The sequence below is a fragment of the Albidovulum denitrificans genome (genome assembly GCF_002973535.1).
Lineage (GTDB): Bacteria > Pseudomonadota > Alphaproteobacteria > Rhodobacterales > Rhodobacteraceae > Albidovulum > Albidovulum denitrificans.
Genome location: NZ_PVEP01000003.1, coordinates 1 through 18,922 on the forward strand (window position 1 = coordinate 1; position 18,922 = coordinate 18,922).

Below are 18,922 nucleotides of genomic sequence, written 5' to 3' on the forward strand. Positions count from 1 at the left end.
TGCGGCGCGACAATCAGGGTGAGATTCCGCGTCAATCAGGATGAGACGCTGCGGCGGGTGTGTGTCGGAGGGAGGGCGTAGCCCGACCGGAGGCACACACCCGCCGCTTCGCCCGGTTACGGGGTCTGTGATCGCGGCCGGCCTGCTACACTGGCGGTTTCCAGGAAGGGAGACCCACCTTTGTGCCGGAGCGCCATGTAACCGATCATCAGATGAGACTTTTCATGAAGTTGAGACAAAACCACCCCATCGGAACCGCCGCGGCCAAGGCGGGGATGAGCCGTGCGACGGGCTATCGTATCGTGCAGGATCCGCAATTGCCGTCGCAGAAAGCGCAGCCTCGGGGACGGCGGCGGCCCGACCCGTTGCAGCAAATCTTCGACGTCGAGGTTGTTCCCTTGCTGCAATCCGCGCCGGGTATCCGTCCGGTGGCTGTTTACGAGGAGATGTTGCGCCGCCACCCGGAATTGTCCCCGGGTATTCGCCGGACGCTGGAGCGCCGGATTCGGGCCTGGCGGGCCGAACATGGCGAAGATCAGGAGGTGATCTTCCGGCAGGTTCACGAGCCCGGCCGGCTCGGCCTGTCGGATTTCACCGATACGGGTCCGCTCGGCGTAACGATTGCAGGCCAGCCCCTTGTTCATCTGCTCTACCATTTCCGCCTGCCGTGGTCGGGCTTTGAACATGCCCATGTCATCCTCGGAGGCGAGAGCTTCGTCGCCCTGGCGGAAGGGCTTCAGAATGCACTCTGGTCGGTGGGGGCTGCGCCGCATTATCATCGCAGCGACAGCCTGTCGGCGGCTTTCCGCAATCTCGACAGCGATGCGTGGGCTGACCTTACGACACGCTACGAGGCGCTGTGCGCCCATTACCGGATGAAGCCGACCCGCAACAACAAGGGTGTGGCGCATGAGAACGGTTCGATCGAAAGCGCCCACGGCCATCTCAAGAGCGCGATCCGGGATGCACTGCTGATGCGCGGCAGTTCCGACTTCGATGACCTCGCCACCTACCGGGCCTTCATCGATGAGCTTGTCGGCCGCCGGAACGCGGCTCATGGCAAACGTATCGCGGCTGAGCGGCCCCATTTGCAGGGGCTTCCGACCCGCCGCAGCACGGACTTCGAGGAGGTGATCGTTACCGTGTCCAGCACCGGCGGCTTCACCTTGCGCAAGGCCTTCTACACCGTGCCCTCTCGCCTGATCGGCCACAGGCTGCGTGTGCGTCTGTTCGATGATCGCCTTGAGGTCTTCATTGGCGGTACACATCTGCTGACGCTGCCCAGAGGCCGGGCCCAGGCCAATGGCAAGCACGACCAGGTGGTGAATTACCACCATGTCATCCACTCGCTGCGCAGAAAGCCCATGGCGCTCCTGGGATTGGTCTATCGCGACAAGCTCTTTCCCCGGCAGGAATATCGGCGGGCCTTTGAGGCGCTCTGCGAGCACCTGTCTGACCGGCAGGCCTGCAAGGTCACGGTCGAACTGCTTGCGCTCGCCCATGATCGCGGCTGCGAAAGCGAATTGGCCGGTGAACTGGCCCGGGTGCTCAAGGCCGGCGCCCTCCCGGACCTTGCCGCCTTGCGAAGAAAGTTCGCCCCGGACCCGGCCGAATTGCCGACCGTCTCGGTGCGACCGGTCTCGCTGGGAAGTTACGAGGCGCTTGTCAGAACACCGGCCATCGCAGGAGCACGCGCATGAAGAACGATCATAGCGTCGATGAAGCCCGCCTCGGCATCATGCTGAACGAGCTGAGGTTGCCCACCATCAAGACCCTCTGGCCCGAGTTTGCGCGGCAGGCGGACAAGGAGGGCTGGCCCGCCGCGCGCTTCCTCTCTGCCATCGCTGAACACGAACTGGCCGAACGTGTCCATCGCAGAACGGCAAGACATCTGGCCGAAGCCCATCTGCCGCCCGGAAAGACCATCGACAGCTTCGACTTCGAGGCCGTCCCGATGATCTCGAAAGCCCAGGTCATGGCCATGACGGCAGGCGACAGCTGGCTGGCCACGGGGGCCAATGTCCTGATGTTCGGCCCACCTGGCGGCGGCAAGAGCCATCTTGCGGCGGCCATCGGCCTGGCGCTGATCGAGAACGGCTGGCGGGTCATGTTCACCAGAACGACCGATCTCGTACAGAAGCTGCAGGTCGCCCGCCGCGAATTGCAGCTCGAGGCCGCCATCACGAAGCTCGACAAGTTCGACCTGATCATCCTTGATGATCTGGCCTATGTCACCAAGGACCAGGCCGAAACCAGCGTGCTCTTCGAGCTCATCTCGGCCCGGTACGAGCGCCGATCTATCATGATCACCGCCAACCAGCCCTTCGGGGAATGGAACAAGGTCTTCCCGGATCCCGCCATGACGCTGGCCGCCATCGACAGGCTGGTTCACCACGTAACCATCTTCGAGATGAACGTCGAAAGCTACCGGCGCCGGGCAGCGCTCGAGGCCAAACGACAGCGCGGAAGGCCCGCCTCCTTCGCCACCATCAACAACACGCCGCTGATTGACGCCGCGCGACGATCAGAAACGAAAGAGAAACTTGCCTGCGACAATCAGCATGCTATCGTCGCAGATGCCGCGACATAGAATCTCATCCAGATTGTCGCCCGCGTCTCACCCAGTTTGTCGCGCTATACGACACCCAGAACTTCGCCCAGCATGGCCGCTCCCCTATAAGACACGTCGCAAACGACGCCGTTATGCACGTGTCTTAGCTCGGAAACCCGCCGCTAGGCAGGCGGCTTCAATCGGGCGGTTACTGTTCGTCGGCCTGTTGTTCGGCATCCTGGATGAAGCCGCGCAGCTTGTCCGTCATGCGGCTGGCGATGAGTTCTTTCGCCTGATCCACCGAGGGGAGGTCTTTTGCATCGCCTAGTTTTTCCCGGACGGCTTTTGCTTTCTGTCCCGTCTGGCGGGAGATCGGATAGACTTCGCCGTGAAAATCCACGGCCACATGACCACGCTCCCCACAAGCTAGAACATAGCCCTGTTCTTCCAGAGCGCGGGCAAACGAGGCGCGATTGTCGGAAACCGACCAGCATTCGCGGAAGGTCATCTTCATCGCTTTGAGGTCTTGCTTGCAGCGCCCCGCCTGCTGCCACTCTGCCAGAGTGAAGTTCAGGGGGTTGCGCCTGGTCTTGTCCCGGTATCCATCCGGCAGCCGCCAGCCATGTTCCAGGAACAGTTCTTTGGAGACTTCGTTCAGGCGGGTTTTGTAGAAGGGCAGGTTGATGGCCTTCATCTGTGACGGATCAATCCGCGACCACACGACATGAGCATGGCGGCGACCGTTCTTCTCATGAAAAACAATCGCGCGGGCATACCCGTCCAGACCGAGTCTGGTTTCGGCCTTCTCAATGGCAGCCTCAAAGTCTTTGACACTGACCCGTTCGGTTTCCGGCGGGTTGAAGCTGATCGAAAACAAATGGTTTGTGCAACGTGTTCCGGTTGCTATCGCGTCAGCTTCCCGGAAAGCCTCGATCAGATCGTCACTGACAAACCCGCGCACCTCATGCAGTTCGACGTGATCGTTATCGCGCATGGCAAGCAGGTAGTGTGCCAGTTGTAGCGCGTCCCCCCGTTCTTTTCCGGTTACGAGCATGTCACGTCTCCCCGGAATCGGTTCCGGCGGATTCGTGCAAACTTCCATCACGTCCGAGTGCCCGCATCAGTTCGGCTCTCATGGCGATGACGGCAGCGCAGGCGCGTTGCAGGTCTTCTTCCACCTCCGGTGTTAGGGGCAACGTGCCGATATTGGCCGCTTTCGCCAGTTGGTTGAGATTGCCGGCCAGACGCATATTGCCAAGCATGCCGAGCACTTGCGCCAGTGCTGCATGGTCTTTGACAGGCGCTCTTCCGCGCGTTCGGCGGGGCGACAGGTCGCCGTCAAACAATCTGGCCTTGATGTAGCTGCCGAGCGGCATATCTGCCGCAGCAGCGTCCAGTTTTGCCCGTTCCTCATCGCTCAGGCGCAGGGAGAACGGCGGCGGTGTCTTCACCTTCCGGCGAACAGGTTTGCGGGCTGACTCGGCGAAGACAGGCTGGGCGTTCTGGATGTTCTGGCGCGGGAGCTGGTTCATGGTTCCAGCTCCGGCAGTATCGCTTCATGCGGCTTGAGCTGAGCTTCCCAGTCTTCCAAAACGTCGAACAGGGAGTTCGAACTCTCTCCCGTCAGGTCCGCCACAAACATCAACTAATTAATTGATTTAAAACGGTAAAGTTTCCATTTTTCCACCTAGTTCCCACATTTGTTCCCACACACAGCGCCGGTAAAGGCCCCGTCATTCCTCCAGCAAGTCATCGCCTGGCTCGCCTGTGATCAGCGCCCGCATCCGGTCGCGGTCATACATGCGCAAATCAGCCGGCATCGGCGTGCAACACATTCTCTATGATGAGGACGACGTCGCACATATGACTCGATTGACGGCTGGCGGAGTCATCCCGACATCTGACCTAATGGCGCTGTTGGTGCTCGGCCGCTACACGACCGGCCAGAGGGCGGAACCCTCAAATCTGATCGCCCCGGCCGCATTGCTATCCAACCATTTCCCGGACATCGACTGGGCCGTCTGTGCTTTTGGCGGACTTGAAACCGCGTGCCTTCTTGCGGCGCACGACCTGGGGGCCAAGATGAGGATCGGATTTGAGAACAACCGCCCTGACTTGCGCCCTTTTCAACGCGGAACGGGTGCGCGAACTGGTGTCCCTCTTGCGCTCGCGCTCGGGGTCCAACCCCACGACATCGGTGGCTTGGCGCTGGACGTTGCAGATCGTCAAACGCTCCGATACCGTGCAGGGCTTCGAAGTCATCCCGCGGCGCTGGGTGGTCGAACGCACCCTCGCGTGGCTCGGACGGTGTCGCCGCATGGCCAAGGACTGGGAAAAAACCGTCGCGAGTGCAGAGGCATGGATCCTCATCGCCCACATCCGGCGCGTCACGAGGCTCCTCGCAAGGGCAGAACATCTCATAGGTAATTTCGAATCCGATTCTCAGATATAGATCCGCTCCTCCAGCGGCGTCTGTTCTATCGTTTCCAGAAGACGTTGCAGCATCGCCTGTTCGGCCCTGTTGGAGCGTGTCCTCGGATTCCATGCGACGTGAACGTCAATTGCAGGCGGGTTCTCATAGGGCGGGAGTCTCCAGAGCCGTCCGGCGGCGACGTCCTCTGTCACGACATGGATGGGCAGCGGACCGATGCCGAGCCCCGCGACGATCAGGCGGCGGACCTCTTCCAGATTGGCCGAGGTGCCGACGATCCGGTCGTCCAGCCCGGCAGAGTTGCGCATCAAGGTCACGGCGCGCAGGGCGTCGGTCATCCTGTCGGTGACGAAGCTGACCGAGGCCTGCCCGCTCAACTCGTTCAGCGTCAGGCCCTCGCGTCCGAAGAAAGGATGGGTGGGGCCGCAGAAGAGGCCGAAGAATTCGCGAAACAGGCGCCGGTACTGCAGGCCTGGGCTATGCTCGTTGACAAGGCAGACGGCAAATGAGGCGCGGCGCGCGTTGACGGCGTCGATCGCCTCGCGACTGGCCATGATGTCGATCGACAGCGTCGCCGCCGGATGCGCCCGGTGAAATTCGCTTAGCGCGGAATCGAGCAGCGGGGACACGACATGGCTTGCCATGGCGATGGAGACATGACCGCGCACTTCGTCCCCGATGTCGCGCATCACCGTGCCGAGGCGAAGGATCGCGCCGTGGATATCCGTCGCCTCGGCCTGAAGCAGGCGCCCCGCCGCGGTCAGCTCGAACCGCCCCGGACCGCGGTCGAACAACTTTTTGCCCAGCCGGTCCTCCAGCCGTTTCAGCGCGCTCGACACCGATGGCTGCTTGAGGCCGAGCCGGTTGGCGGCGTCGGTCACCGAGCGCGACTGCGCAAGCACCAGGAAGGTGCGCAGCAGGTTCCAGTCAAGATCGCGGGCAAGTCGTTCTGCCGAAGGTACGCCGGTCATAGCTATAGCTTAGATCAATAATTGGAATTTTCATTATCTATTTGATTTATGCCCCCTCCGCCATGCACCCTGTTGCAAGGCTTCGCATGGGGGACCAATCAAGCGATGAGCATCGAGGCACGCGAAAGACGTCAGCCTTGGATCTTGCTGTCGCCTGCTTTGACGGCGGTGGTTCTTCTCTTGATCGTTCCGCTTCTGTTCATCGTCGTCTATTCGTTCTGGCTTCGCAGCGCGACGGGGGCCGACACCGCGGGCTTTTATCTCGACAACTGGAAAAAGGTGCTGAGCGATCGCTTCTATCGCGACATCCTGTTCAGCACGCTCAGGATTGCCGCCATCACGACCGCCGCCTGCGCGCTTCTTGGCTATCCGGCCGCCTATTTCATCGCACGGTCAAGGGGCAACAAGCTGATCCTGCTGGTCCTGCTGATGCTGCCGTTCTGGATCAGCTACATCATCCGCACGATGAGCTGGATCAACATCCTCGGCACCTCCGGCGCCCTGAATTCGCTTCTGCTGATGCTGGGCGTCATCTCGGAGCCGATCCAGATGCTCTACAACGAAACGACCGTGATCCTCGGGCTGGTGCATTTCCTGCTGCCCTTCATGGTGCTGAACATCTATGTCAGCCTCGAAGGGATCGACACCAATCTTGAAGATGCGGCGAATTCGCTGGGGGCGACCCGGTGGCAAAGCTTCCTTCAGGTGACGCTGCCGCTGTCGCTGCCCGGCCTCGCCGCCGGGGGGCTTTTGTGCTTTGTCCTTGGCGCCGGCACCTACATCACCCCGGTGATCCTGGGCGGGCCGCGCGATGCCATGTTTGCGAACCTCGTTTTCGAGGCGATCATCCGGCAGCTGAACTGGCCGCTTGGGTCGGCTCTGTCGCTGCTTCTGCTGGCCGTCCTTGGCGCGCTGGTCCTGATCTACAACCGCTATCTTGGCATGTCGCAGCTTGCGAAGGGGTTGGGCTGATGGGGGAAGGCAGAGGTTGGGGCTGGTCGGTCATCCGCGCCTATACGGTGCTGGTCTATCTCTTCATGTTCCTGCCGGTCGCGGTGGTGGTTCTGCTGTCTTTCAACGCCAGTCAGTTCGGCGCCTTTCCGATGACCGGGTTCTCGTTCCGCTGGTTCCAGGCATTGTGGGAGAATGACGCGATCGTCCGGGCCTTTCGTACCTCGATCGCGCTGGGGCTGATGACGGCGCTGGTTTCAACCACGCTTGGTGTTCTCGCGGCGCTGGCGCTGGTCCGTTACAACGTTCCGGGCCGCGACATGATCACGACGCTGCTGATCGCCCCGATCCTCGTGCCAGAGGTGGTTCTGGCCGTGGCCTTGCTGCTTTTCCTGAACTTTCTCAACATCAACAAAAGCTTCGGGCTTCTCCTGATGGGGCATGTGATCTTCACGCTGCCCTTCGTGATCCTCGTCGTGCAGGCGCGGCTCGTCTCGATCCGCAAGGATGTGGAGGAGGCAGCGCAAAGCCTTGGGGCCACGCCGCGGCAGACCTTCTTCGCCGTGACGCTGCCACTGTTGATGCCCGCCGTTGCAGCCGGTGCGCTTTTCGCCTTCACGATCAGTTTCGACGACATCACCGGCACGCTCTTCTGGAAGCCGGGCGGGGTTGAGACGGTCCCGACGCAGATCTTCTCGATGCTGCGCAACTCCATCTCGCCCGAGATCAACGCCCTCGGCACGGTGATGATCGTGATGACCGTGGGACTTCCCGTGATCGGCGCCGGGATCGCCCGGCTACTCGCAAGACGACGGGGCGCGTGACCGAAAGCGCCCTGCGAACACAACAAGGAGATACGACATGGACAATACGACACGCTACGAACGACTGCGCGACCGCTACCGCAATGGCGACATCTCTCGCCGCAAGTTCTTTGGGCTGATCGGAGCGGCGGGCGCCGCCTACGGATTGCAGACCCCCTTCGCGAAATATGCGATGGCGCAGGACGTTAAGCAGGTGCGCTTCGACGGTTGGGGTGGTGTCGTGTCGGAGGCATTCCGCAAGCATGCATTCGACCCCTTCACCGCAAAGACCGGCATCACCGTGGTCGATGGCACCTTCCCCGGCGGCGACGAATATCTGGCGCAGGTTCGCGCCTCGCAGCCCGGCGAATACAACATCGCCCACCTGTCCGGGGTCTTCGACTATGCCCGTTATCACAACTTCGATCTGACGAGCGAGCTGAACCTCGACAACATCCCGAACATGGCGAACGTCATGCCGGCGCTTATCAACGCCTTCCACGCCGTGACGCCCGACAGCCTGAGCGCGGCCCCCTATGACTATGGCTCCACCGGGCTTGCCTATAACCGCAAGTACATCTCGGACGACGAGGCGAAGGAAAAGGGTGCCATGCTGCTGATCGACGATGCCTACAAGGGCAAGATCGGCGGGTGGAGCGACTGGCGCACACGGGTCTGGTACGGCGCGTTGCAGACCGGGCAGGACCCGAACGACATTCAGGACATCGAAGCGGTGTGGGACGCCGTGCGCAAACATCGCGACCTTGCGCTGAAATACTGGGCCTCGGGCGCGGAACTGATGAGCCTTCTGGCCGAGGAAGAGATCTACGTGACCGAAGCCTGGTCGGGTCGCGTCTATGCGCTTCAGGAACAGGGCCATGACATCGGCTATTACGACCCGCCGAAGGGCTTTGGCTGGCAGGAATGCCTGTTCGTCATCAAGGGCAGCCCGATGGAGGCGTGCGAGGAACTGTTGAACTTCATGCTGGACAAGGAAACCTCGATCGCGGTCGCGGAAGGGCAGAACTATCCCCCCGCGCTTGACCCGACGAAGGTGGACCTCGGCAAGAAGATCCCGACCTTGCCGGCATTCGATCCGACGGGCACGCTGGCGGGCCTGACCTTCGCGAACCCGGAATACTGGAACGGGCACGAGGCCGACTGGTCCGAAACCTTCAGCCGCGTCCAGCGCGGGTACTGACAGCAACCCTGCCGGTCCCGCCTCGCGGGGCCGGCAACAGATGGATTGGACCTTACACCGTGAGCGCCGTCACCCTGACCGACATCGTCAAGCGATTTGGCAATTTCACCGCCGTCCACAGGATGTCGCTGGAGATCCCGCAAGGCAGCTTTGTCACGTTGCTGGGACCGTCCGGTTGCGGCAAGACGACGACGTTGAGGATGATCGCGGGGCTTCTCGATCCGACCGAGGGCGATATCGCGATCGGCGGCAACAGGATGAACAACCTGCCGATCCACCGCCGCAACCTCGGCATTGTCTTTCAGAACTACGCTCTTTTTCCGCACAAGACGGTGGCCGACAACGTCGCCTTCGGCCTCAAGTACCGCAATGTCCCGAAGGACGAGGCGCGGCGGCGCGTCGCGGAGGCGCTGGAATTGGTGCAGCTTCCCAACCTTGGCTCGCGCTATCCCAAGGAATTGTCGGGCGGGCAGCAGCAGCGGGTGGCGCTGGCCAGGGCCATCGTGATCGAACCCGACGTTCTTCTGCTTGATGAACCGCTCTCGGCACTGGACGCGAACCTGCGTGAAGATATGCGGGTGGAACTGAAAAACATTCAGCAGAGGATCGGCGTCACCACGGTTTTCGTGACCCATGACCAGACCGAGGCGCTGGCAATGTCCGACCTCATCATCGTGATGTCCGATGGTCGTGTCGAACAATTGGGCGCCCCGGAAGAGGTCTACAACACGCCCGCAACCGAATTCGTCGCCCGCTTCCTTGGCGCGTCCAACATCATCGAGGGGACCTGCACAGGCATCGAGGGCGGAGAATTGTCGTTGGACGTGCCGGACTTTCCGAAACTGAGGGTCCCGCGCGCCCGCGCCCCGCACGTTACGGGCGCCGGTCCGGTCAAACTGGTCATCCGCGCGGAAAAGCTGACGGTCGCACCGCGCGCGGCCGCCGCCACGGATGGTTTCGCGCTGGATGCAACGGTTGAGACGGTGGATTACCAGGGGCAGTCGGCGCGCTATTTCCTGCGTGCCGGTCGCCATCAATTGCAGGCGATCAACATGATCGACGACCATCTCTTCGCCGCCGGTGAAGAGGTTTCCGTGCGGTTCCGGGTCAAGGATTGTGCCGCACTTCCCCATGAGGGCCAATGATGAGCAAGAGCCATCTTTTCTATCAAAGCGATACCAGCAGGCCGGTTCTGGCCGAAGCGCGTGGCATCTACATGTGGGACGTGGATGGCCGCAGGTATATCGACGGATCGTCCGGTGCGATGGTGTCGAATATCGGTCATTCCAACCCGAACGTCCTTGAGGCGATGCGCCGGCAGATGGAGAAGTCCACCTTTGGCTATCGTCTTCATTTCGAAACCGAGCCGGGCGAGCATCTGGCCGCGAAGGTGGCCTCGCTCACCCCCGAGGGTATGGAGAAGGTGTTCTTCGTGTCCGGCGGATCGGAGGCCGTGGAAAGCGCGATCAAGCTGGCGCGGCAATATGCCGTGACGGTCGGACAGAGGAGCCGGTGGAAGGTCATCTCGCGCGCGCCCTCCTATCACGGGTCCACCCTCGGTGCGCTGGCACTGACCGGGTATGATCCCCTGACCCGGCCCTTCGAACCGATGATGCAGGCGATGCCAAAGGTCCCGGCGCCGCGGGCCTATCTCGACGGGCTGGACATCGACGACCCGGCGACCGGCGCACATTACGCCGCGATGCTTGAGGCGAAGATCCTTGAAGAAGGGCCGGAAAGCGTTCTGGCCTTCATCCATGAACCCGTCGGCGGCGCCTCGACCGGGGCGCTGGTCCCGCCTGCCGGATACATGCAGGCCGTGCGCGAGATCTGCGACCGCCACGGCGTTCTCCTGATCCATGATGAGGTGATGTCGGGCGGGGGGCGCACCGGCCTGTTCCTCGGCGCTGATCACTGGGGCGTGGCGCCCGACATCATCGCCATCTCGAAAGGGTTCGGCGCAGGCTATGCGCCTTTGGGCGCGATGATCGCCCATGACCGCCTGGTCGATCCGGTGCTGAAGGGGGGCGGCTTCATGCACGGGCATACCTATGCCGGCAACCCGCTTGCCTGCGCGGCCGGTCTTGCGGTTCTGGAAGAGATCGAGGCGGGCGCCATGATGGACAACGCGGCCAGGGTCGGCCAGCGGCTCAAGTCCCGGCTGGGCGATCTGATGCAGCGCTACAGCTTTATCGGCGACGTGCGGGGCAAGGGGCTTTTGCTGGCGTTCGAATTCGTGTCCGACCGGCGCACGATGGCACCGCTGCCCAAGGCGCTGAACGCCTATCACCACTTTGTCGAGATGGCCTATGCCGAGGGCCTGATCGTCTATTCGCGCCGAACGCGAAACGGGCTTGAAGGGGATCACATCCTTGTCTGCCCGCCGATGATCACCACCGATGAACAGGTTGAGGAGATCCTCGAGATGCTGACGCGCGCGCTGGACCGCTTCGAAGCAAAGGTATCGCCCGCCCTGCCGCGAAGCGCCTGAGGAGAGACATTGTCGAAGATCATCATTACCTGCGCCGTCACCGGATCAATCCACACGCCGTCAATGTCGCCCTATCTGCCGGTCACGGCCGAAGAGATCGCAGGGCAGGCGATCGGCGCAGCCGGGGCGGGCGCCGCGATCCTCCACCTGCATGCCCGCGATCCGCTGACGGGTCAGCCTTCGGCCTCGGTCGATCACTACCGCGCCTTCCTGCCCGCGATCGGCGCCGAAACCGATGCCGTGGTGAACCTGACGACCGGGGGCAGCGCAGTGATGAGCCTGGATGACCGTCTTGCGGCGCCGCTCGCGCTGCGGCCGGAAATGTGTTCGCTCAACATGGGGTCGATGAACTTTGCACTTTACCCGATGCTCGGCAAGCGAACCGAATGGCTGCACGACTGGGAGGAGCCGTTCCTGCGCAATTCCGATGACCTCGTCTTTAAGAATACCCCCCGCGACATCGAAGGAATCCTGAGCCGGATGGGTGCCGAACGCGGCGCCCGGTTCGAATTCGAATGCTACGATGTCGGTCACCTCTACATGCTGAAACACTTCGCTGACCGTGGCCTCGTCAAATCGCCGATTTTCATCCAGTTCGTGATGGGCGTGCTTGGCGGCATTGCTGCCGATCCCGACCATCTGGACCATCTGAAGGCGACCGCCGACAAGCTGTTTGGCGATGGCTACGTCTTCTCGGTTCTCGCGGCGGGCCGGATGCAGATGCAGATGGCGGAAAAAGCAGCGTCGATGGGGGGGCATGTCCGCGTCGGGCTGGAGGACAACCTCTATATCGCCAGGGGCCAGCTTGCGAAATCCAATGCCGAGCAGGTCGAAAAGGTCAGGGACATCGTGGAAGCCGTCGGGCGGACCGTTGCGTCGCCTGACGAGGCGCGCGCCATGCTGGGGCTGAAGGGCCGGGACAAGGTAGGCTTCTGAATGCGGCAGTCTGTGACGATCCGGCTTGCCGGGCCTGCGGATACGGCCCTTCTTGACCGTGCGCTTCGGGCGCTGTCTGACCATCTTGGCGACACCCACAGGGCGACCGAGGCCTGTCTTGCCAAGGCGGGGTTCGGGGCAACACCCGCCTTCCGGGCGCAGATAGCCCTGGCGGCCGATACCGCCGTCGGGGTCGCGCTGTACTCTCCCCTTTATTCCACGACGCGGGCCATGCCGGGCGCCTATGTATCCGATCTCTGGGTCGCGCAAGAGGTGCGGGGCGGCGGGCTTGGGAACAGACTTCTGGCCGCGGTTCGGGATGATGCGGGCGCGCAATGGGGCGCCGGTTTCATCCGGCTTTCGGTCTATACCGACAACCCGCGCGCGGTCGCCTTCTACGAACGCAGCGGGTTCAGCCCGCGTAGGGATGAAATCGGCATGTTGCTGGAGGGCGAGGCGCTGGCGAGAATTGGAGAGACGACATGAAGGCCTTTTATGACGACCGCCAGCGCGTGCATGACCCGAAGATGTTCATGGCCAACGGCACGCGCCTGCCCAACCCCGAACAGCCTGCCCGCATCGACGTGCTGCGCGCCGGGGCCGAGGCGGCAGGATGTGGCTTTGATCCGGTCACCGATCACGGAACGGGGCCGATCGCGGCCCTTCATACTGCCGAATACCTCGTCTTTCTTGAAACGATCCACAGCCGCTGGAGGCGGATCGAGAACGCGTCGGATGAGGTGATCCCGAACATCCACCCCGACCGCCGCACCGCGTCCTACCCGCGCTCTGCCGTAGGCCAAGCGGGCTTTCACCAGGCGGATACCTCCTGTCCCATTTCAGCCGGGACGTGGGAGGCGTCATACTGGTCGGCCCAAACGGCCCTTTCGGCGCTTGACGCCGTTCTGGCAGGCGACAGTGCCGCCTATGCGCTCTGCCGCCCGCCGGGGCATCATGCCTTCAGCGACCTTGCCGGAGGGTTCTGTTTTCTGAACAACTCCGGCATCGTCGCGGAAGCCGCATTGAAGCTTGGCCGACGTCCGGCGATCTTGGATGTCGATGTCCATCACGGCAACGGGACGCAGGGCATCTTCTACCATCGCCGCGACGTGCTGACGGTTTCGATACATGCCGATCCCGTCCGGTTCTACCCGTTCTTCTGGGGGCATGCCCATGAACGCGGCGCGGGGGAAGGGCTGGGCTACAACCTCAACCTTCCCTTGCCTCGGGGGACCGATGACGCGGGCTATCTGACCGCCCTCGATAGCGCGCTCGACAGGGTCCGGGCCTTTGGCACCGATCTGCTGGTCGTGGCGCTGGGCCTTGATGCGCATGAGAATGACCCATTCCAGGGCTTCAAGGTAACGACACCCGGTTTCGCGCGCATCGCCGAACGGATCGCGGCGGCAGGCATTCCGGCCGTCATCATGCAGGAGGGGGGCTATCTTCAGCCGGATCTGGGCGACAACCTGACAAGTTTTCTAACGGGGTATCGGCACGGCTGTCGGTGACCTGCGGTTGGGGTCAGGGGCAAGATCCTGCCCTTGTGGAGACTGGTTCGCATGCGTCTGCCAGCACCGCCACTTGCACATCGCAAACCCGAAAACGGGTCCCTCGCGGGGCCTTCTTTCTTTATGTGACAAAGGGGTTTGCAGGGGCCATCCGCCCTTCGGAGACCGCCCCTGCAACTGGGGTTCAGCCTGTCACGCTGTGTGCGTTGGCTTGGTTAGTCAAACAGACGATCGCGCAAGAAAAGGGCGCGCCTCACGGGCGCGCCCTTGGGTCAGCCGGAAACGGAGATCAGGCTTCGACCGTCTCGACCGCCTTCGCCTCGACCGTCTCGCCCTTGGCGATCTCGATCCGGCGCGGTTTCAGGGCTTCGGGAACCTCGCGGACAAGGTCGATATGCAGCATCCCGTCGGCAGTCGTGGCCCCCGTCACCTTCACATGATCGGCCAGTGCAAAGCGGCGCTCGAACGCGCGGGTCGCAATGCCGCGGTGCAGATAGGTTTTCGCCTCGGCCTCATCGGCCTTGCGGGCCGCCACGATCAACCCGCCATCCTTGACCTCGACATTCAGTTCATCGGCCGAAAACCCGGCGACGGCGACCGAGATGCGATAGGCATTCTCGTCGATCTTCTCGATGTTGTAGGGCGGATAGGTGGGCTGCGGCACGTCCGAGGACAGCACCCGGTCCATCAGGTCGGCGATACGGTCAAAGCCGACGGTGGCGCGGTACAGCGGGGAAAAGTCATAGGTTCGCATGGATCATCCTCCAGTGAGCGATGTTCAGGGTCGCCCTCCCCGACTGGGGCAGGGCCGTTGACGTTCCGGGACCCGTCATGGCGCCCCGGTTCGATTGAGATGTGAACCCTCAGCATCGCTTTCAAGGGGGTGCGGCGGTCCCTCAGGGCTTGACGAACTTCGCCCCGCCCGCGCCGCGCGCGCCGAATTGCGGTGCCGGGCGGATACCAGCGCGCGCCTGTGCCTGATCGGCGGGCGCCTCCTGGCTTACCGCCGCGCCCTCGCCCCGGCGCAGCGCCGCCTTCAGATCGGCGACGACGCCGGGCAGTTCCATCCCGACGGCAAATTCCTTGCCCTGCCCGCTTATCCCGGCAGAGACCAGCGACACGATGGAAGCGCGGTTGCCCATGCGGTGAAAGACCGGCGCGCCGGATGACCCGAAGGTCACGTCGCAGTCGAAGGCGATGAGGCCCTGCGCCCGGCCAAGCACGTTGCACTTGTCGTCCCAGGACAGCGCCTCGGACCGGCCGCGCCCGTAGGAGACGACCGAAAGGTCGCGCGCGTTGGCATTCAGCGCATCAACCTGGAACGGCGCCGCGACCGAAAGCGAAACCGGCGCGGCAAGCTGCATCAGGCCCGCGTCGTAACGGATCGTCTCCATCCTGTCGGGCGCGTCGGGATCATAGCGCGGATGCACCACCATGCGCGTCACGCCCGATTGCGCCAGCGCCTGCCCGTCGCTCAGGCCAGCACGGAAGGTCACTTTCGAGGGCTGGACGTAATGGTCGCTTCCACCAAACAGGCAATGCGCGGCGGTCAAGACCAGATCGGGCGCGATCAGAACGCCGGTACAGAACCCCTTCTCCGCCATCTCGACGCGACCGACCGCTTCCCAGCCAAGAACATCCTGCCGAAGCGTCAGCCGTTTCAGCGGCGCATCGGCAAGGGCCGCCTGCGGCATCACTGCAAGGACGGCAAGCGCCCCGACCCATATCGCCCCGCGCCTCATGGCTTGAGGAACTTCGCCGCGCTCTTGGCGGTCGATCCGAAGACCTTGGTCCCGCCGCCGGGCGACACCTTGACGAAACCGGATTGGCCCGCCTGAAAGGCCGCCCGCAACTCCTCAAGCGGGCGTTCCATTTCCGAGCCGAGCGCGACCTTCTTGCCGCCCATTTCGGCCTTGGCCGACACGACGGAGACGATCTTCGGCTCCCCCCCGATCATCTCGAAGACCGGCGCGCCGGAGGACCCGAAATCGACGTCGCAGGACAGGATCGTCATGCCCGGTTCATTGCCAAGCACATGGCAGAGGTCCTGGATCGACGGCGCCTCCGCCCGGTCGAGCGCATAGGAAACGATGCCGACCGAATCCCCCGTGACCGTGTCCGGCCCGGTCTCGAACGGGCGGATGGAGGGCAGGCGGATCGGGTGGTCAAGCTCAAGGAAGGCGATGTCGTAGGGGACCCGGTCGATCCGGTCGCGGCCCTCGAACACATAGTTCGGATGGGCGACGGCCCGGCGCACGCCGCGATAGGCCGCCGCCCGCCCGTTGCGCCAACCGGCGAGGAATTCGAATTCTTCGGCCGGGATCTGCGCGCGGGTTTCCTGGTCAAAGATGCAATGCGCGGCCGTCAGCACGATGTCGGGCGCGATCAGCGTCCCGGTGCAGAAGCCGCGATTGCCGACGTCGATCCGGCCCACAGCTTCCCAGCCCCGCGTGGCATCCGCCGTCGCGAGCGAGCGCAGCGGCGCTTCTTCCGCCGCCGACATCAGCGGCCAGAGAACCGCAAGACCGAATAGAATGAGCGTCCGCATGACCCGTCCCGAAACCTGCCCCACCTCCTATCGCAGGCTTGGGGCGAGATTAAGGCCTTTCCCGCCCGGCGGCCGCCAGCCCCTCAAGCGCCCGTGGCTTCGGCCCGCCGGTCGCCCAGTCGATCAGTTCGACGGTATGGACCACCGGGATCGCGGTCCCCGACCCGATCTGCATCATGCAGCCGATATTCCCCGCCGCAATCACCTGCGGCTGGCGCGCCTCAAGCGTCGCGACCTTGCGCCGTTTCAACTCGCCCGAGATCTCCGGCTGAAGCAGGTTGTAGGTGCCAGCCGATCCGCAGCACAGATGCGGGTCCGCCGGTTCCACCACCTCGAACCCCGCCGCTTTCAGAAGCGCCTTGGGCGCCGCCGTCACCTTCTGCCCGTGTTGCAGCGAACAGGCCGCGTGATAGGCGACGCGCAGCGGTTCGGGTGCGCGCGCCTCGGGCTTCAGACGGGTGAGCAGTTCGGTCACGTCACAGGCCAGCCCCGCGATCTGGCCTGCGTCATCGGCAAGGTCGGTGGTGCGGAACATATGGCCGTAATCCTTCACCGTCGTCCCGCATCCGCTGGTGTTGATGACGATCGCATCAAGGCCCCCTGCCCGCGCCTCGGCCATCCAGGCGCGGATATTGGCCGCGGCAGAGGCATGGCTTTCCCCCTCCCGCCCCATGTGATGGGTCAGCGCCCCGCAACAGCCCGCGCCCTGCGCCACCACGACCTCACACCCCAGCCGCCGCAAGAGCCGGATCGTCGCGTCGTTGATGTCGGTGTTCAGCGCCTTTTGCGCGCAGCCGGTCATCAGCGCGACGCGCATCCGCCGTTCGCCGGTGGCCGGGAAAACCTGCGGATCGTCGTTGCGGCTGACGGGCGGCACCTGTTTCGGCGCCATCGCCACCATGGCGCGCAGCCGCGCATCCGGCAGGAGCCGTGCGAAAGGCCGCGCCATCTTCGCCCCCAGAAGTGCCAGCCGGAACCGGGTGGGATAGGGGATCACCCGCGCCAGAACCCAGCGCAAGGCCCGGTCGCGCCAGAGACGGCGATAGGTCTTTTCGATATGCGCGCGGGCATGGTCTACAAGGTGCATGTAATGCACACCCGACGGGCAGGTCGTCATGCAGGCAAGGCAGGACAGGCAGCGGTCGATATGCTTGACGGTCTTCTCATCCGCAGGCCGGTCATTCTCCAGCATGTCCTTGATAAGGTAGATCCGCCCCCGTGGGCTGTCGAGTTCGTCGCCCAGCACCTGATAGGTCGGGCAGGTCGCTGTGCAAAAGCCGCAATGGACGCAAGCGCGCAGGATCTCGTTGGCGCGGGCGATGCCGGGGTCGCGGAGCTGCGCTTCGGTGAAATTCGTCTGCATCAGCCCATCAGCCCCGGATTGAGAATGCCCCTCGGATCGAAACGCGCACGCAGGCCCGCCGACAGGGCCGCGACCGCCGCAGGCTCCGGCGGGAACGGCGCGACGCGCGCCCGCGTGCCGGCCGAGGCCCGCATCAGGGTCGCGTGGCCGCCACGGGCGCGGGTCTCGGCCCGGATGACGGCCTCACCCGCATCGCCCGTATCCGGCACGCGGGTCCAGACCAGCCCGCCGCCCCAGTCCATGACCGCGTCGGCCCCGATCCCGTTCCGCCCCAGCGCGGCAAGAAACCCCGGGGCGTCGGAGGGCCGCAGCGAAACGCGCCAGACGGCCCCGTCCCCGCCATGAAACGGCGCGACATCCCGCACCGCCCGCCAAAGCGCCGCAACCGCCGCACCGTCCCGCTCCACCCGGACCTCCCCGAACGGGGCCAGCACCCCTGCCAGCCTGCCCGCGCGATAGTCCACCGACCCCGCGAACCCCTCGATCCGCAGCAGCGTCCCCCAGGGGCCATGCGCCGCCCCCGTCACGTCGTAGGGCGACCGCAGCGCCGCCGTCATCGCACCCACCGCCGCCGCCGGGTCAAGACCCGCCAGCACCAGCACCGCCGCCGCCTCGGGCGCGGGCAGGACCTTCAGGCTGACCTCGCTCAGCACCCCCAGGGTCCCCCAGGACCCCGCCATCAGCTTCACGAGGTCATAGCCGGTGACGTTCTTCATCACCCGGCCACCATTCTTCACCACCGTCCCGCTGCCATCCACGAACCGCACCCCCAGAAGCGCATCGCGGCAGGCCCCCGCCTGCACCCGGCGCGGGCCGGAGACATTGGCGGCCACCATCCCGCCCAACGTTGGCGCCCCTCCCGTTCCCAGAAGCCCGCGCCAGTCCGCAGGCTCGAAGGCCAGGCGCTGCCCTTCCGCCGCCAGCGCCACTTCCACCTCTGCCAAGGGCGTCCCAGCCCCGGCCACAAGCGTCAGGGCGCCCGGCTCATAAAGCCCGATCCCGTTCAAACCCGAAACATCCAGGTCCACACCCTCGACCACGCGCCCCACAGTGCGCGTCCCGCCGCCGCGAATACGCAGCGGGCCGGTCGCTTCCCGGATCGCCTCGGCCAGTTCCCTCTCTTCCGTTACCTTCACGACCCTGCTTTCATTGTGGTCCAAGTACT

The 18,922-nt window shown here is 63.9% G+C and carries 18 protein-coding genes and 2 pseudogenes; 12 read left to right on the top strand and 8 right to left on the bottom strand.

Annotated features, from left to right (window positions below):
- Positions 1-182 precede the first annotated feature (182 nt).
- Both istA and istB read left to right on the top strand, forming a co-directional pair.
- Complete coding sequence (gene istA, locus LX70_RS08720; RefSeq protein WP_105514202.1) at positions 183-1,700, top strand: IS21 family transposase; 1,518 nt, start codon at positions 183-185, stop codon at positions 1,698-1,700.
- On the top strand, positions 1,697-2,590 hold the full coding sequence (istB, locus tag LX70_RS08725; RefSeq protein ID WP_105514204.1) for an IS21-like element helper ATPase IstB: 894 nt from the start codon (positions 1,697-1,699) through the stop codon (positions 2,588-2,590). Before istA ends, istB begins: the two co-directional genes overlap by 4 nt.
- A gap of 169 nt (positions 2,591-2,759) precedes the next feature.
- On the opposite strand, the gene LX70_RS08730 is transcribed toward istB, so the two are convergent.
- Together LX70_RS08730 and LX70_RS08735 are read right to left on the bottom strand one after the other, a co-directional pair.
- Positions 2,760-3,605 carry a relaxase/mobilization nuclease domain-containing protein gene (locus LX70_RS08730; RefSeq protein ID WP_105514206.1) on the bottom strand — a complete coding sequence of 282 codons (846 nt, stop codon included), beginning with the start codon at positions 3,603-3,605 and terminating at the stop codon, positions 2,760-2,762.
- A 1-nt stretch (position 3,606) separates the two neighbouring features.
- Positions 3,607-4,083: a hypothetical protein gene (locus LX70_RS08735; RefSeq protein WP_245885014.1), complete on the bottom strand. Its 477-nt coding sequence runs from the start codon at positions 4,081-4,083 to the stop codon at positions 3,607-3,609.
- Between the two features lie 331 nt (positions 4,084-4,414).
- Here LX70_RS08735 and LX70_RS21125 point away from each other — a divergent pair.
- Together LX70_RS21125 and LX70_RS08745 are read left to right on the top strand one after the other, a co-directional pair.
- A pseudogene (locus tag LX70_RS21125) lies at positions 4,415-4,597 on the top strand (3-keto-5-aminohexanoate cleavage protein); the annotation flags it as partial.
- A gap of 160 nt (positions 4,598-4,757) precedes the next feature.
- A pseudogene (locus LX70_RS08745) lies at positions 4,758-5,003 on the top strand (transposase); the annotation flags it as partial.
- Here the strand turns inward: LX70_RS08745 and LX70_RS08750 are convergent.
- Entirely contained in the window at positions 4,994-5,953 is a 960-nt protein-coding gene (locus LX70_RS08750; RefSeq protein ID WP_105514208.1) for a LysR family transcriptional regulator, read from the bottom strand. The pseudogene LX70_RS08745 and the gene LX70_RS08750 overlap by 10 nt on opposite strands.
- A 105-nt stretch (positions 5,954-6,058) precedes the next feature.
- Between LX70_RS08750 and LX70_RS08755 the strand changes: the two genes are divergently transcribed.
- The 8 genes from LX70_RS08755 to LX70_RS08790 are packed head-to-tail and all read left to right on the top strand — an operon-like array spanning position 6,059 to position 13,846.
- Positions 6,059-6,925 (top strand): ABC transporter permease, encoded by an 867-nt coding sequence (locus LX70_RS08755; protein ID WP_105514210.1) that lies wholly within the window; start codon positions 6,059-6,061, stop codon positions 6,923-6,925.
- On the top strand, positions 6,925-7,728 hold the full coding sequence (locus LX70_RS08760; RefSeq protein WP_105514212.1) for an ABC transporter permease: 804 nt from the start codon (positions 6,925-6,927) through the stop codon (positions 7,726-7,728). Before LX70_RS08755 ends, LX70_RS08760 begins: the two co-directional genes overlap by 1 nt.
- A 37-nt stretch (positions 7,729-7,765) precedes the next feature.
- Positions 7,766-8,908 (top strand): ABC transporter substrate-binding protein, encoded by a 1,143-nt coding sequence (locus tag LX70_RS08765; RefSeq protein ID WP_105514213.1) that lies wholly within the window; start codon positions 7,766-7,768, stop codon positions 8,906-8,908.
- 59 nt (positions 8,909-8,967) lie between these two features.
- Positions 8,968-10,053 (top strand): ABC transporter ATP-binding protein, encoded by a 1,086-nt coding sequence (locus LX70_RS08770; RefSeq protein ID WP_105514215.1) that lies wholly within the window; start codon positions 8,968-8,970, stop codon positions 10,051-10,053.
- Positions 10,050-11,399, top strand: coding sequence for an aminotransferase family protein (locus LX70_RS08775; protein WP_211301689.1), 1,350 nt, complete (start codon positions 10,050-10,052; stop codon positions 11,397-11,399). Before LX70_RS08770 ends, LX70_RS08775 begins: the two co-directional genes overlap by 4 nt.
- Before the next feature lie 9 nt (positions 11,400-11,408).
- The gene (gene kce / locus LX70_RS08780) at positions 11,409-12,335 is read left to right on the top strand and encodes a 3,5-dioxohexanoate:acetyl-CoA acetone transferase (RefSeq protein WP_105514219.1); all 927 of its coding nucleotides are present in this window, start codon (positions 11,409-11,411) and stop codon (positions 12,333-12,335) included.
- On the top strand, positions 12,336-12,821 hold the full coding sequence (locus LX70_RS08785; protein WP_105514220.1) for a GNAT family N-acetyltransferase: 486 nt from the start codon (positions 12,336-12,338) through the stop codon (positions 12,819-12,821).
- Positions 12,818-13,846 (top strand): histone deacetylase family protein, encoded by a 1,029-nt coding sequence (locus tag LX70_RS08790; RefSeq protein ID WP_105514221.1) that lies wholly within the window; start codon positions 12,818-12,820, stop codon positions 13,844-13,846. Before LX70_RS08785 ends, LX70_RS08790 begins: the two co-directional genes overlap by 4 nt.
- Before the next feature lie 289 nt (positions 13,847-14,135).
- Here LX70_RS08790 and LX70_RS08795 read toward each other — a convergent pair whose 3' ends face one another.
- The 5 genes from LX70_RS08795 to LX70_RS08815 all read right to left on the bottom strand — a co-directional run bounded on the left by LX70_RS08795 (position 14,136) and on the right by LX70_RS08815 (position 18,893).
- Positions 14,136-14,600 carry an Hsp20 family protein gene (locus LX70_RS08795; RefSeq protein WP_105514222.1) on the bottom strand — a complete coding sequence of 155 codons (465 nt, stop codon included), beginning with the start codon at positions 14,598-14,600 and terminating at the stop codon, positions 14,136-14,138.
- Between the two features lie 142 nt (positions 14,601-14,742).
- Positions 14,743-15,588 (bottom strand): trypsin-like serine peptidase, encoded by an 846-nt coding sequence (locus tag LX70_RS08800; protein ID WP_105514224.1) that lies wholly within the window; start codon positions 15,586-15,588, stop codon positions 14,743-14,745.
- A complete protein-coding gene (locus LX70_RS08805; protein ID WP_105514226.1) occupies positions 15,585-16,394 on the bottom strand; it encodes a trypsin-like serine peptidase in 810 nt (269 codons plus the stop codon). The genes LX70_RS08800 and LX70_RS08805 overlap by 4 nt, the downstream gene beginning before the upstream one ends.
- A 49-nt stretch (positions 16,395-16,443) precedes the next feature.
- The gene (glcF, locus tag LX70_RS08810) at positions 16,444-17,757 is read right to left on the bottom strand and encodes a glycolate oxidase subunit GlcF (protein WP_105514228.1); all 1,314 of its coding nucleotides are present in this window, start codon (positions 17,755-17,757) and stop codon (positions 16,444-16,446) included.
- Entirely contained in the window at positions 17,757-18,893 is a 1,137-nt protein-coding gene (locus LX70_RS08815) for an FAD-binding protein (RefSeq protein WP_105514230.1), read from the bottom strand. Before LX70_RS08815 ends, glcF begins: the two co-directional genes overlap by 1 nt.
- Positions 18,894-18,922: the final 29 nt, after the last annotated feature.